This is a genomic window from Humibacillus xanthopallidus (assembly GCF_006716675.1).
Classification (GTDB): domain Bacteria; phylum Actinomycetota; class Actinomycetes; order Actinomycetales; family Dermatophilaceae; genus Humibacillus; species Humibacillus xanthopallidus_B.
This window is the reverse complement of the sequence record NZ_VFPM01000004.1, coordinates 397479-411449: the sequence shown is the minus strand read 5'-3', so window position 1 is coordinate 411449 and position 13971 is coordinate 397479. Positions and strand designations below refer to the sequence as shown.

The following is a 13971-nucleotide window of genomic DNA, read 5'->3' as shown; positions in this document are numbered from 1 at the left end:
CGACAGCCCGTATGCCGTCAGCCTAGGTCCAGCGGCTCCGTCGGGGGCCGATTGCCGGGCGTGTCAACGCGTTCGAGCGCCTCTCGATAGGCCCGGCGCACCGTCTCGCCCCGCCACTCCGTGCCCATGTAGACGTTGCCCTCGCCCAGGGCGTCGACGAGACCCTCGTGCCGGAGCTGGCCCAGCACCCGGTCGTTGCCGAGCGTCAGGATGAGGGAGCAGTCGTGGGCGGCGAGCGACGCGGCATACTCCTTGAGCACCCCGATGAGGGAGAGGCCGATCTCGTCGATGCCACGCATCCGGAGGATGACCACCGACCCCTCGCTGTTCGCGTCGGCCACCGGGAGACGGTCACGCAGGGTGGGGGCACTCGCGAAGAAGAGGCTGCCGTACGGCTGGAGGACGACCACCGCGTGCGCGGGCACGGTGGGCGGGGGGTCGACCTCACGCATACGCCCGTCGTCCTCGATGAGCAGCCGGGTCACGCGGATGCGGTTGGACTGCTCGACGACGTGGAGCACGATCGCGAGCGCGACCCCGAGGAGCACCGCGTACTGCACGGGCACGACGAGGGTGAGCACGAACGTCACGCCGAGCACGACGGTCTGCAACCGGCCCGTCTTGATGACGGACCGCACCCGTGCGGGCTTGATGGCCCCAGCCCCCACGATGATGAGCAGCGCCGCGAGCGCGGGCATCGCCACGAGCCCGACGACGTCGGCGAAGGCGAGGAGCACGATGGCCATGACCCCGCCCGCGAAGAGGAGCGCGAACCGGCTCCGCGCGCCGCTCGCCGCGACGAGGGCCGACGCCGACATCGACCCGCCGACCGGCATGCCGCGGAAAAGCCCTGCCACGATGTTGCCCACGCCCTGCCCGACGAAGTCACGCGTGGGGTCGGAGACGCGCCCGTCGGGGTTCGGGATCGCGGCCGACACCGCAGCGCCCTGCACGAGCCCGATGAATGCCAGCGACAACGCGGGGACGATCAGGTCCGGAACGTCGGACAAAGAGGGCAGCACGGGCGTCGGCAAGGAGTGCGGCACGTCGGCGATGTCGGAGACGATCTGCACCTCGGCCCCGAAGGCCCAGTTCACCCACGCCGCCAGCGCGGACCCGATGACGACGGCCACGACGAGGCCCATCGCGCCCAACCGGGTGCGCTGGAGCAGCACGATCCCCGCCATGGTGACGACCCCGACGAGCAGCGACGGGAGGTCGATCTGCCCCGGGTGCAGGAGCAGGTCCATCGTCTTGGCGACCCGACCCGACCCTTCGAGCTCGGCCCCGGTGAACGCGCCCAGCTGGCCGAGCACGATGTTGACGCCCACTGCGGTGACGAAGCCCGTCATGACCGCGGTCGGCACGAAGCGCAGCAGGGTGCCCCCGCGGAGCAGCCCGGCGGCGATCATGATGATGCCGGTCAGCACGGCGAGGGTGTAGAGGGTGCGCTCCGGGTCGGGGCTCGAGCCGAGCCCCGCGTCGGCGACGACGAGCGCCATCGCACCGGTCGCCTGCACCGCCATGAAGGTGCTGCTCGTGACGAAAGCCGCCCCGACCATCCCGAAGAGGTAGGCGTAGAGCCCGGCCAACGGGTTGACGCCGGCCAGCAGGCCGCTCGCCAGACCGTCGGGAACGCTCTCGATGCCGAGCACCAGCCCGGCTGTCGCGTCGCGCCTCAGCCCCTTGCGGTCGGGTCGCCTGGAGGCCTCCGGGCGGACGCGGATCTTCCGCCGCTTCCCCCGCTCCTGCTCGCGGCGCGCGCGTCGAGTGAGGGGAGCCGTGGCGCCGGCGGCCTCGTCGCCAACCGGTTCGTCGCTCATGTCATCGAGCCCCCACGGTCGCTTCCTCGTGCAGCCGGCGTGGCCGTCCGGGCCGGCCGTCGACGGGCGCGCCGCCCGCCTCCTCAAACCTAGGGCGCGGCCGTGCGCCGCTCCTTCACCCGCTGAGGGTGAGAGTGGCGGGGCGGCGCTCTGGGACGCTGGTCGGGTGGTCGGCGACCGACGTCGGCCGGGTCACCACGGACGGAGATCAATGGGCGCGAACCCTGCTGCGCTGCCTGCACGACGGGAACCACACCCCCTGCTGCCGCGCGGCTTCATCATCATCGTCGGGATCGCGGCGGCGTTCGTGCTCATCGTGGGGCTCAACCGCCTCTCGTCCGTCATCGCCCCGACGTTCCTCGCGCTCGTCCTCACGGTCACGGTGGCGCCGATCCGCACCTACCTGGTCGGCCGCGGACTGCCCACCTGGGTGGGAGCCCTCGCCGCGATCCTCACCGTCACCCTTGGGGTCGTCGCCTTCGTCGCACTGCTCGTCGTCTCGGTCGCACAGTTCGCCGCGATCGTCCCGCAGTATGCCGACCAGGCCACCGCGCTGACGAACGACGTCAAGCAGTGGTTGACCTCGCTCGGGGTCACCCCGGAGCAGGCCGGGACGATGCTCTCCTCGCTCAACCTCGGCAAGGTGGTCGGCTTCCTCGGCGGGCTGCTGGCCGGGCTGCTCTCGTCCGTGACGAGCCTCGCCTTCATCCTCACCCTCGTGCTCTTCACCTGCATGGACGCGAGCTCGTTCACGACCGCGCTCGACCGGCTGCGCGACGAGCGCCCCGGCTTCGTCGCGGCGATGTCGGGCTTCACCCACGGCACGCGGCGCTACCTGCTCGTCTCGACGATCTTCGGCCTCGCCGTCGCCGTCATCGACACGCTCCTGCTGTGGGCGCTCGGTGTGCCGGCCCCGGTGCTGTGGGGCCTGCTCGCCTTCATCACGAACTACATCCCCAACATCGGCTTCCTCATCGGCCTCGTGCCGCCGGCCGTGCTGGCTCTGCTCGAGGGTGGACCGAGCCTCGCCCTGACCGTCATCGTGCTCTACAGCGTCGTCAACCTCGTCATCCAGTCGGTGATCCAGCCCAAGCTCGTGGGCGACGCCGTGGGGCTGTCGGCGACCCTCACCTTCCTCTCGCTCATCGTGTGGGCCGGCATCCTCGGCCCGATCGGTGCGGTCATGGCCGTGCCGCTCACGTTGCTCGTCAAGGCGGTGCTCGTCGACGTCGATCCGCAGTCGCTCTGGGTGGGCGCGCTGCTGGGCGACCAGCGCGACCACACCGTGCACGCGGCCCACACGATCGTCGACGACAAGCCTTCCGAACCGTCGGCGGGCGATCCCGTCGTTTCCGCTGGCGGGGCCACCGCCTGAGCCCTACTGTCCGGTAGAGGACGTGAGACACACAGGACGCCGTGGGGACGACGCGGTCCCGCCGAGGCGTCGACGGAGAGCTCGAGGAGTGTCGCCGGCCTGCCGCAGCAAGTCCCCCGATCCACAAAGGAGTGTGTCGTGAAGCGCTTGTCCTCTCGTCTCGCCGCCGCCGGAGTCACCGCCCTCACCGGAGCCGCCGTGGCCCTCGCCCTCGGCTCGCCCGCCACCGCGGCCGGCACGAGCTACGTCGCGCTCGGCGACTCGTACTCGTCCGGGGTCGGCACCCGCACCTACATCAGCGACGGCACGTCGTGCCAGCGCTCGGTCTACGCCTACCCCTCGCTCGACGCGTCGGCACTCAGCCTCGCCCTCACCTTCCGCGCCTGCTCGGGGGCGACGGTCGCCGACGTGACCAACACCCAGCTGTCGGCGCTCACGAGCACGACGGCATACGTGACGATCTCGGTCGGCGGCAACGACGCCGGCTTCGCCAACGTGCTGACGACGTGCGCCCAGCCGAGCTGGCTGAGCAACTGCTACGGCGCGATCGACAAGGCCAACAGCTTCATCACCAACACCCTCCCGGGACGCCTCACGACGCTCTACTCCTCGATCAAGAGCAAGGCGCCCACCGCGCGCGTCATCGCCGTCGGCTACCCGCGCATCTTCAACGGCGAGGACTGCAACGCCCTCACGTGGTTCTCCCCCACCGAGGAGTCGCGGCTCAACGCCACCGCCGACCTGCTCAACAGCAAGACGCAGACCGCGGCCGCGGCGGCGGGTTTCCAGTTCGCCAACCCCACCACGAAGTTCGTCGGGCACGCGGTGTGCGACAACGTCGAGTGGATCAACGGCCTGTCCAGCCCCGTCAGCGAGAGCTACCACCCCAACATCGCGGGTCACCGTGACGGCTACGCCGTCGTGACGAAGCCCGCCTTCGGGCTGACGACGACGCTCAGCGTGGCCGCCACGACGGCCAAGGCGGAGAAGTCCGCGGCCACGCTCGCCCGCGACGCCCAGCGGTATGCCGCCGCCGATCGCACGATCACGCCCGAGCGCATCGTCGCCCCCGACCTCACGACGGCAGCCGCCAAGGCGGCTGCCGCACGCGCCGGGGTCGACCTGTCGAGCCGAGCGAGCATCGACGCCGCCGACCGTCTCTACGACGCCCGCCAGCTCGCCGCGCGCAGCTGAGCACCGCCGGGGCCGGCCCCCGACAGCAATCGAAAGAGCAGTTCGTCGCCAATCGAAAGAGCAGTTCGTCGCCGCCGAGTACGCCCGCGCGGTCGCGCGGGAGGGCGACGAACTGCTCTTTCGATTGGGGCGAGTCGAGGGTCTCCTAGGGTGAGGGGGTGCACTACGACGACGTCATCATCGGGGCCGGACACAACGGCCTGACCGCGGCCGCCTACCTCGCCCGGGCCGGCCGCTCGGTGCTGGTGCTCGAGCGGAGCGACCACGTCGGGGGCGCTGCCGTCTCGGCCCGAGCCTTCAGCGGCGTCGACGCCCGCCTGTCTCGCTACTCCTACCTCGTCTCGCTGCTCCCTCGACAGATCCTCACCGACCTCGACCTCGACCTGCGGCTCATCCGGCGGCGTTACTCCTCCTACACACCGGTGCCGAGCGACCCCGACCGCGGGCTGCTCGTCGACAACGTCGACGAGGCCGGCACCCGCTCGGCCTTCCGGGCCCTCACCGGCTCCGACGCCGCCCACACGGGTTGGACCGACTTCTACGGCCGGATGACGCGCCTCGCCGAAAGAGTCTTCCCCACCGTCCTCACGCCGCTGCGCTCGCATGCCGACGTCCGCGCCCTCGTCGACGACGACGAGCTCTTCGACGCCCTGACGTCCCGCCCCCTGGGTGAGCTCATCGAGTCGGTCACGACCGACGACACGCTGCGCGGCATCATCGCGACCGACGCCCTCATCGGCACCTTCGCGTCGCTGGGCGAGCGCGACCTGCGGCAGAACATCTGCTTCCTCTACCACCTCATCGGCGGGGGGACCGGCGACTGGGACGTGCCGATCGGCGGCATGGGCGCCCTCACCGACTCCCTTGCCGCAGCAGCGGTCTCAGCCGGTGCGACGATCCTCACGGGCGCTGAGGTGACCTCCGTCGACCCCTCGACGGGCGAGGTCGCGTGGGCGGGCGGCACCGCGGGCCGCGGGCATGCCACCGGCTCCACCATCGTCGCCGGCTGCGCCCCCGCCGTGCTCAACCGGCTGCTCGCCGCAGCGGGCGCCCAGCCCATCGCGACCGAGGCCGACGTCGAGGGCGCCCAGCTCAAGGTCAACATGCTCCTGACCAGGCTCCCCCGCCTCCGCGACGCCACGGCCGAGCCGGCGGCAGCCTTCGCGGGCACGTTCCACATCAACGAGGGCTACGCCCAGCTCGAGCGGGCGTATGCCGCGGCGGCCGACGGACGCATCCCCGACCTTCCGCCGTGCGAGATCTACTGCCACACCTTGAGCGACCGCTCCATCCTCGGGCCCGAGCTCGCGGTCAGCGACGCGCAGACGTTGACCCTCTTCGGCCTGCACCTGCCGGCGCGGCTCTTCCGGGCCGACAACGAGACCGCTACTCGAGTCGCCCTCGAGGCGACCCTGCGATCACTCGACTCCGTTCTCGCAGAGCCGATCTCAGATGTCGTGGCTCGAGACGCCGCAGGCGAGCCGTGCATCGAGGTCAAGAGCCCCGTCGATCTCGAGCAGAGCGTGGGGCTGCCTGGCGGCAACATCTTCCACCGCTCTCTGCAGTGGCCCTGGGCGGAGCAGGACGCCGAGGTGGGCACGTGGGGTGTCGAGACGGCATACGGCAACGTGCTGCTGGCGGGAGCCGGCGCGCGCCGCGGAGGTGGCGTGAGCGGCATCCCGGGGCACAACGCAGCGCGGGCTCTGCTCTCCTGACATCTCCGTCAGGAGGGCCAGACGCCTGAGCTGCCCCGGCGATGGCTCGTCATGAGATGCGTGTCGACGATGCCGACGGCCTCCATGAGCGCATACATCGTCGTGGGGCCGACGAAGGCAAAGCCCTTCTTGCGCAAGGCCTTCGACAACGCCTTCGACTCCTCCGAGACCGTGGGCACCTCGGAGTAGTCGCGCGGTCGGGGCGTGTCGGACGGCTGGAAGCCCCACACGAAGTCGACGAGCCCACCCTCCTCGCGCAGGGCGACGGTGGCCCTCGCGTTGGTGATGGTCGCCTGGATCTTGCCGCGGTGCCGCACGATGCCGGCGTCACCGAGCAGCCGCTCGACGTCGACCTCGGTGTAGCCCGCGACGATGTCGGGGTCGAAGTCGGCGAAGGCGGCCCGGAAGTTGGGGCGCTTGCGCAGGATCGTCGCCCACGAGAGCCCTGACTGGAAGCCCTCGAGGCAGATGCGCTCGTAGAGGCCGCGCTCGTCGCGGACCGGCACGCCCCACTCCGTGTCGTAGTAGTCCATGAGCAGCGGGTCGACCGCGGCCCACTGGGGTCGGGCGAGCCCGTCAGCACCAACGACCGTCATGTCGCGACCCTAGGACACGCCCCGACAGGCCCGGTGGAGCGGCTCGGGTCTCGCGGGTAAGGATGAGGACATGGCAGAGCCGATGCACCCGCAGACGCCCGACGACACGATCGGTGCGCGCGACCTCACGGCATGGCACACCCGCTTCGGCCGGTGGCTCGTGTCGGTCTTCACCGCACTCGCTCGCATGGTGCGTCCGGCAGTCGGCCGGGTGGCCGACTGGTCGGCGGCCCACCTCGCGTTCGTCATCTTCGCGGTGGTCGCGCTCGGGCTGATGGCGCTGCTCGTCGAGGGCACCGAGCAGGTCTACGAGAGCGTGACCGAGCGCGACGGCCTGGCCGGGCTCGACCAGCCCGTGCTCGACGCGATGGTGACGCAGCGGACACCGGGTCTCGACAGCGCCGTGACGACCTTCACCGACCTCGGCGGGGCGGTGGGGATGCCGATCATCGCCGGCGTCTGCGTCATCGCCATCGCGCTCTGGCGGCGCTCGTGGACGCCCGTCGTGCTGACCCTCATCGCCGCGGCCGGCTCGGTCACCATGACCGTCGTCGGCAAGGACATGGTCGACCGGGCCCGGCCGCCGGCCGCCCTCGCGGTGCCCCCGCTCGAGGTGTCGCCCTCGTTCCCGAGCGGCCACACGCTCAACGCCACGGTCCTCATCACGATCGTCGTCTACCTGCTGCTCATCGAGACGACCGCCACGTGGCAGCGGGTCCTCGCCGTCACCGTCGGCACAGCCTTCGTCGTGCTCATGGGGCTCTCACGGGTCTACCTCGGCCACCACTGGCTGACCGATGTCGTCGCGGGCTGGCTCATCGGTCTCGCCTGGGCCCTCGCCGTCATCACCTCCCATCGGCTCTGGCTGACCCTGCGCGACCGCGGCGATCCGGCGGAGGCCGGCGCGGGCGACGAGCGGGGCGGGAGCAGCGCGTCGTCCGACCGCGCCACGGTCACTCCGTGATCGTGGCCGCGCTCACTGGAAGACAGCCGTGCCCTCCTGCTGCAGCTTCTCCAGCATCGCCTTGGGATCGCCCTTCGGCAGCGTGGCCACCTGGGCGTCGAAGTCCTCGAGCACCGGCACCATGCCCGCGACCGACACGGGCAGCTGGGCGTACTCCGCCCCGGCGATGAAGGCGGCGTCGTTGGGGAAGGCTCCCTTGTACGCCGCGGCAGCGGACTTGATCGAGGGCATGACCCCGAGGCCGGTCGCGAGGGCCATGGCGGGGTCGCTGGTCGAGAGGTACGTGACGAGGTCGATCGCGGCGGCCTGGTTCTTGCTCTTGGCGGCGATCCCGTAGCACTCGGTGAAGGCCAGCGTCCCCTTGGCCGCAGGCCCCGCCGGCAGCTCGACGGCCTGCCACTTGAGGGTGGGGTAGCCGTTCCTCATGGCGGCGCGGATCGAGGTGGACTCGATCGTCATGACGGCCTTGCCCTCACCCAGGGCCTGGGTCGCGGTCTCCGCGCCGACACCCTTCGGGTAGGACGCCGAGCCGTTGGCGAGCAGCTTCTGCACCTCGGTGAGACCGGTGAGGTTGGTCGCCGTGTCGGCGGTCATCCGCGTCTGGTCAGGGCTGACGATCCATCCGCCGGCCTGCTTCATGAAGGCGCCGACCCGGTCGCTCGTGTCGCCGATGACGAGGCCCTTGACGCTGCCCGTCGTCAGCTTCTGGGCCACCGACTCGAGGGCGGACCAGTCCTTGGGCACGTCCCCGGTGCCGAGACCGGCCTGCTGCCACAGGTCGGTGTTGAGGACGAGGGCGAGAGTGGTGAAGTCCTTTGGCGCGCAGTAGAACTTGTCGCTGTAGGTGAAGGTCTGCACGAGGTTGGGGTAGAAGTCGCCCTTCATGTCGAGCTGGTCGCCGTAGGCGAGCAGGTTGCCCGCCTTGGCGTAGGTCGGGAAGATCTCGGCGTCGGTGTCGAAGAGGTCAGGCGCCGTGCCGTCGGCGAAGCCCTTGGTGAGCTCCTGGTCGATGTCGGTGGCGGAGACGATCTTGACCTTGTTGCCGGTCTGCGCCTCCCAGGGGGCGACGGCGTCCTGGTGCACCTTGACGTCGTTCGGGTCGGTGGAGGCGATCATGTAGGTGACCGTGACGGGACCACTCGCCCCCGGCTGTGCCGATGCACCGCTCGACCCCGTATCGGAGCTGCCGCCGCACGCGGCGAGAGCCAGCGCTGCGGTGAGGCAGCCTGCGAGAGAAAGCGTGCTGCGCTTGGTCTTGGGTGACATCGATCTCTCCTGCGACTGGTGTTCCGAGGGGTCACTCGCTCGAGGCGAAGGGCGTTCAACCTTCGGCCACGCCCCAAATGTGGCATGTCTGAGGGGGCTTCGCCGCAGAATCGGTGCGATCTTCACCACGCCGCGACAATCTCCTCGATGTCCGGCCGCCAGCCGCCTCGAGAACTCCGGTGATCGTCGAAAGCCGACCGGACGGCATACGCGTGGGGGGCACTCGTGCCTACGATCGACGGGTGATGCCGGCCCTCATCCTCGTGTCCGAGACCCGGGCGCCCGAGCTGCTCGACGAGTTCGGTCGCTACGCCCGCGACTACGACCTTCGCACCGCGACCTCGACCGCCGAGGCGGAGCAGGTCGCCACCTCCATCCGCGAGCAGGGCGGCCAGGTGGCGATGTTCGTCTCGGAGTCGCAGCTGCCCGACGCGTCGGTGCTCGAGGCCTTCGCCCGCTGGCGCACCGTCGTGCCCACGGCGAGACGACTCATCGCGGCGCACTGGTCGCGCTTCCTCACCGACGCGCCGACCCTGCGTGCCGGCCTCGCGAAGGGGAAGTACGACGCCTACCTGCTCATGCCCCGCGGCGTGCGCGACGAGGAGTTCCACACGGCCGTCTGCGAGCTCCTCTCCGACTGGGGCTCGACCGTCGCGACCCCGGAGGTGGCCACCGTCCGGATCGTCTCGCCGGCTGCCGACGCCCTGACGCTCTCGATCCGCGACTACCTCGACCGCATGGGAATGCCCAACCGCGTCTACCCGCCCGACAGCGAGGTCGGCCGCGAGGTGCTCGCCGGTCTCGAGGGCGAGCCGGAGTTCCCCGTCGTCCAGGCGATGGACCAGCTGCCGACGTCCCCGCGGTCGGTCCGTGACGTCGCGATGCGCATCTACGGCCAGCCCGCCGACATCGACCTCGAGCAGGTCGTCGACGTCGCGATCGTCGGGGCCGGCCCCGCCGGGCTCGCGGCCGCGGTCTACGCCTCCTCGGAGGGCCTGACGACCGTCGTGCTCGAGGCCGAGGCTGTCGGCGGCCAGGCGGGCACGTCGTCGATGATCCGCAACTACCTCGGCTTCCCCCGTGGCATCTCCGGTATGCGTCTCGCGCAGCGGGCGCGCAACCAGGCGATCCGCTTCGGCACCCGCTTCTTCAGCGGCTGGCCCGTGACGCACCTCGAGCCAGGCGTCGACGGCACCCCGCACCTGCTGCGCACCGAGGGCGGCGACGTGCGGGCCCGCTCGGTCGTCGTGTCGGCGGGCGTGAAGTACCGCCGCCTCCGCGTGCCCGGCGTCGACCCGCTCGTCGGGCTCGGCGTCTTCTACGGCAGCGCGATGACGGCCGCCCGGGAGATGGAGGGCAACGACGTCGTCGTCGTCGGGGGCGGCAACTCGGCAGGACAGGCCGCGATCCACCTCGCCCGCTTCGCCGACTCCGTGACGATCCTCGTGCGCCGGCCCGACCTCGAGTCGACGATGTCGGCCTACCTCATCGGCGAGATCGCCTACAACCCCCGCATCACCGTGCAGCCCTGCTCCGAGGTCGTCGAGGTCGGCGGCGAGGGACGGCTCGAGTGGATCACCGTGCGGGACACCGCTGCCGGGGGTGACACCCGTCGCGCCTGCTCCGGGCTCTTCCTCCTGCTCGGTGCCGAGCCGCACTGCGACTGGCTGCCCGACTCCGTCGCGCGAGACGCCCGAGGCTTCGTGCTCACGGGCCGTGACGTGCCGCCCGAGCACTGGCGCGACGGCCTGCCGCCCGGGTCGCTCGAGACGACGCTGCCGGGGGTCTTCGCCGCCGGCGACATCCGGTCGGGCTCGATGAAGCGGGTCGCGGCCGCGAGTGGCGAGGGCGCCTCCGTCGTGCCGCTCGTCCACGCGTGGCTCTCGGAGGCCTGACGCCGCGCCGGGCGCCGGTCGGAAGGGCGCGCGGATCCTCCTCCCCGCAATCGAAAGAGCAGTTCGTCGCCCTTTGACGCGACCGCGCGGACGCGCTGGACGGCGACGAACTGCTCTTTCGATTGTCCAAACGGTCACCCAGCAACTCGGACGGCCCTCAGAGCCGGATGAGCTGACCGTCGCGGAACGAGTAGCGATAGGCCGTCGTCGTGGCCGCCGGCAGGTTCGCCGGGTGGTTGGCCTGGTGCGGTGGATGCGGCGGGCGCCCTGACCGCGTGCCGGGCTGGGCGGCATACGACAGCCCGGTCGACACCCCGGCGGCTTGGGCCTGGGCGACGCCGAGACCGGCGGTGCCGACGAAGGCGACGACGACGGCCGCGCCGGCAGCGCTGAGACCCCTCCGCAGGGCCGAGCGTGTGGTGGGCGGGGTGGCTTCGGGGCTGGGTGTCGTGTCCATGTCCCGAGCCTCGGGCCGGCGGCTGTCAGCCGTCTGTGTCGTCCCGATGTGTCTCCGATGGCCTGCAGATCGTTTGGGAGACAGGGGCATTCGTCGCGGAGGTCAGCCCTCCAGCGCCCGCTCCATCTCGTCGGCCACGCGGTATGCCGTTGGGTTGCCCTCCGCTCGCATGCCGGCGATGACGCCCCGGCGGTCGGCGTCGGAGCGGTTCTGGCTGAGCTTCGCCTTGCCCTCGACGGCCGTCGCCTCCTCGACGACGAGCTCGACGCCGACGATGGCGCGCAGCTGACCGCGCAAATAGGCGGGCGGCGCATCGGTGACGGCCCAAGGCTTCTCACGGCTGCGCTCGTGGCGGGCGGTGAGCCTCGTGACGACGTCGAGCACCCACTCCGGGTCGTCGTGCACCGTCACCGTGCCGCGCAGCTGCACCTCGCTGTAGTTCCACGTCGGCACGACCCGGCCGTGCTCCTGCTTCGAGGCATACCACCCGGGCGACACGTAGGCGTCGGCGCCGGAGACGACGAGCAGCCCCGGGGCGCCCGGCGCGATGCGCCGCCAGTGCTCGTTCGCCCGAGCGAGGTGCGCGACCACCCTCGTCCCGCTGACGATGACGGGCAGCAGCGTGGCGTCGGGCCGGCCGTCGGGTCCGACGGTCACGAGGCGGCCTGCCGGGTGCACCTCGAGGAAGTCGGCGACATCGGCCTGGGACATGGCGTTGGGCGGTGGCACGTACACGCCTTCGATGGTCGCACGGGAGCCCACCGACGCCGTGTCGGTGGGCTCTCGGGTGGGCTCTCGGGTGGCTCAGCCGCTGTGCCGGTGGGGAGCTCGCACGGTGGCCGACCACGGTCGCGGCTGCCCGGGGTGCGGGCCGTCGTGGCGAACCGGTCGAGGTGAGTCCAGGGCTGAGCCGGGCCCGGAGCCGGCGGCCCGCTCTGCGCGGCCGGCGTCGGAGCGGTCGGTGTGGTCGGAGCGGTCGGCGTGGTCGGTGTGGTCGGTGTGGTCGAGGCGGTCGGCGAGCGACCGCAGCAGCACCGCAGCGCGGCTCGGGCGGTGCCGCCGCTGCGCCCGGTGGCGCGCCGCCACACGCTCCATGATGAGGTCTCGGGCGAGCGCCTCCTGCGGAGAGAGGTGCAGTCCCGTGCCTGCGGTGCTCATGCGAGGCTCGCCTGGGCGCGACGGACCTTGATGTCGCCGCTGCCGGAGTGCACCGCGAGGCTGGTCTGGGCCTCGGCGTCGCCCGGACCGTCGGCCTCGGAGAGGTCGATCCGCACGTCGCCCGTCACGGTGTTGAGGTCGAGGTAGGCCGCGACCCCCGCTGCCACGCCGATCACGACGTCGCCGGTGCCGGTCTTGGCTCGCACCTCGCCGCCGTGAACCGCCCCGAGCTGCACGTCGCCCGTGCCGGTGACGACCTCGACGTCCGCGGCCGATGCCCCGATCGTGACGTCTCCGGAGCCCGTCTTGGCACGCAGCGGCGCCTCGGCGCGACGGAGCGACACGTCGCCACTGCCCGACAGGAGGTCGACGGCGCCGTGTGCCGCCTCGATCTTGATGTCGCCCGACCCCGTCTTGGCCTTCAGCTCGCCCCTGACCGCGCGGGCCGTGAGGTCTCCCGAGCCCGACTTGAGCTCGGCAGTCCCGAGGTCGTCGAAGGCGATGTCGCCCGAGCCGGTCACGGCCTGGGTGTCGCCGAAGCGGCCGGTGCCGCGCACGTCGCCGGAGCCGCTGCGCACGTCGAGGATGCTGCCCTCGGGCAGGTCGACCTCGACGTCGACGGCATCGCGCTTGCCGATGGAGAAGACGGAACCGCGCTCCTTGGGGGCGAGGACGACGACGGCATCGCCGCGCGACTCGACGGTGAAGCGCTCGGCGAGCTCGGCGCCGTTCTTGCCGCGGGGCACGAGGCGCACCACGGTGGTGGGCCCGGCGGTGGCGCGCAGCGAGAGGTCGCCCTGCTGCAGCTCGACCTTGAGGCTGATCGGTCCGGTGGTCTCGAAGCGGGTCTCGAGGGGGGTGCTCATCGTGGTGTCCCTTCGGTCGAAGTCTGGAGTGTGCGAGATGGTGGGCGCTGCGGTGACGGCAGGGCCGCCGGGTTCGGGCCGCATCAGCGCACCCAGCCCTGGACGCGCTTGTTCGAGGAGCGGTTGCGACCGGGAGCGCCGGGCCCCATCGGGCCCAGGTTGACGGTCACGCCGGGCGTGGCGGCGGCGCGCACCGCGCCGACGATCCATGTGTTGAGCGACTGCCCGCGCTGGGCTGCGAGCTCCTCGGCACGGCCCTTGAGCTGCTCGGATAGGCGCAGCGTGATGCGTGCCGTGTCACCCGCGTCCTCCGGTGACATCACCGCGGTGTCATCGGTGCGGATGGTCTGGGTGTCGGCGTCCGCCACCGCCTCGGGGCCACCCCCGACGACGACGAAGACCGGCTCGCGGCCCTGGAGCCGCACCTCGACGGAGATGCCCTCGAGCTCGTTCGTGATCTCGGCTGCTGCGTGGGACAGCGCATCCATGAGGGCGAGGCGGGCCGAGGAGTCGAGCGCGAAGCCGATGCGCTCGGCGGCCTGCTCGGTCTCCGGTCCCATCGCCCTGGCCGCCTGGGCGAGATCCCGACGCAGTGCGTCGACGTACTCTGTGATGTCCATGTGCACCACAGTGACACCATCATGATGTCATGTCAACACCAT

The 13971-nt window shown here is 71.4% G+C and carries 13 protein-coding genes; 5 read left to right on the top strand and 8 right to left on the bottom strand.

Annotation, left to right across the window (positions count from 1 at the left end):
* Positions 1 to 17: 17 nt before the first annotated feature.
* Complete coding sequence (locus FBY41_RS21360; RefSeq protein WP_141846965.1) at positions 18 to 1823, bottom strand: SulP family inorganic anion transporter; 1806 nt, start codon at positions 1821 to 1823, stop codon at positions 18 to 20.
* A gap of 211 nt (positions 1824 to 2034) precedes the next feature.
* On the opposite strand from FBY41_RS21360, the gene FBY41_RS21355 reads away from it, so the two are divergent.
* The 3 genes from FBY41_RS21355 to FBY41_RS21345 all read left to right on the top strand — a co-directional run bounded on the left by FBY41_RS21355 (position 2035) and on the right by FBY41_RS21345 (position 6107).
* The gene (locus tag FBY41_RS21355; protein WP_141846961.1) at positions 2035 to 3198 is read left to right on the top strand and encodes an AI-2E family transporter; all 1164 of its coding nucleotides are present in this window, start codon (positions 2035 to 2037) and stop codon (positions 3196 to 3198) included.
* Between the two features lie 138 nt (positions 3199 to 3336).
* Positions 3337 to 4392: an SGNH/GDSL hydrolase family protein gene (locus tag FBY41_RS21350; RefSeq protein ID WP_141846959.1), complete on the top strand. Its 1056-nt coding sequence runs from the start codon at positions 3337 to 3339 to the stop codon at positions 4390 to 4392.
* Between the two features lie 158 nt (positions 4393 to 4550).
* Positions 4551 to 6107, top strand: coding sequence for a phytoene desaturase family protein (locus tag FBY41_RS21345; RefSeq protein ID WP_141846957.1), 1557 nt, complete (start codon positions 4551 to 4553; stop codon positions 6105 to 6107).
* A gap of 8 nt (positions 6108 to 6115) precedes the next feature.
* Here FBY41_RS21345 and FBY41_RS21340 read toward each other — a convergent pair whose 3' ends face one another.
* Positions 6116 to 6703 carry a DNA-3-methyladenine glycosylase I gene (locus FBY41_RS21340; protein WP_141846955.1) on the bottom strand — a complete coding sequence of 196 codons (588 nt, stop codon included), beginning with the start codon at positions 6701 to 6703 and terminating at the stop codon, positions 6116 to 6118.
* Between the two features lie 70 nt (positions 6704 to 6773).
* Between FBY41_RS21340 and FBY41_RS21335 the strand changes: the two genes are divergently transcribed.
* Complete coding sequence (locus tag FBY41_RS21335) at positions 6774 to 7667, top strand: phosphatase PAP2 family protein (RefSeq protein WP_141846953.1); 894 nt, start codon at positions 6774 to 6776, stop codon at positions 7665 to 7667.
* A 12-nt stretch (positions 7668 to 7679) separates the two neighbouring features.
* On the opposite strand, the gene FBY41_RS21330 is transcribed toward FBY41_RS21335, so the two are convergent.
* A complete protein-coding gene (locus FBY41_RS21330) occupies positions 7680 to 8933 on the bottom strand; it encodes an extracellular solute-binding protein (RefSeq protein ID WP_141846951.1) in 1254 nt (417 codons plus the stop codon).
* A gap of 245 nt (positions 8934 to 9178) precedes the next feature.
* Between FBY41_RS21330 and FBY41_RS21325 the strand changes: the two genes are divergently transcribed.
* Entirely contained in the window at positions 9179 to 10828 is a 1650-nt protein-coding gene (locus tag FBY41_RS21325) for an FAD-dependent oxidoreductase (RefSeq protein WP_141847150.1), read from the top strand.
* 157 nt (positions 10829 to 10985) lie between these two features.
* Here FBY41_RS21325 and FBY41_RS21320 read toward each other — a convergent pair whose 3' ends face one another.
* From FBY41_RS21320 to FBY41_RS21300, 5 genes are all read right to left on the bottom strand, one after another.
* On the bottom strand, positions 10986 to 11285 hold the full coding sequence (locus FBY41_RS21320; RefSeq protein WP_141846949.1) for a hypothetical protein: 300 nt from the start codon (positions 11283 to 11285) through the stop codon (positions 10986 to 10988).
* 102 nt (positions 11286 to 11387) lie between these two features.
* Entirely contained in the window at positions 11388 to 12020 is a 633-nt protein-coding gene (locus FBY41_RS21315; RefSeq protein ID WP_141846947.1) for an FMN-binding negative transcriptional regulator, read from the bottom strand.
* Between the two features lie 69 nt (positions 12021 to 12089).
* Positions 12090 to 12443 (bottom strand): hypothetical protein, encoded by a 354-nt coding sequence (locus tag FBY41_RS21310; protein ID WP_185749197.1) that lies wholly within the window; start codon positions 12441 to 12443, stop codon positions 12090 to 12092.
* Positions 12440 to 13309: a DUF4097 family beta strand repeat-containing protein gene (locus FBY41_RS21305; protein ID WP_185749196.1), complete on the bottom strand. Its 870-nt coding sequence runs from the start codon at positions 13307 to 13309 to the stop codon at positions 12440 to 12442. Before FBY41_RS21305 ends, FBY41_RS21310 begins: the two co-directional genes overlap by 4 nt.
* Before the next feature lie 83 nt (positions 13310 to 13392).
* Positions 13393 to 13929, bottom strand: a complete 537-nt coding sequence (locus FBY41_RS21300) for a toxin-antitoxin system HicB family antitoxin (protein ID WP_141846941.1) — start codon at positions 13927 to 13929, stop codon at positions 13393 to 13395.
* Positions 13930 to 13971 lie beyond the last annotated feature (42 nt).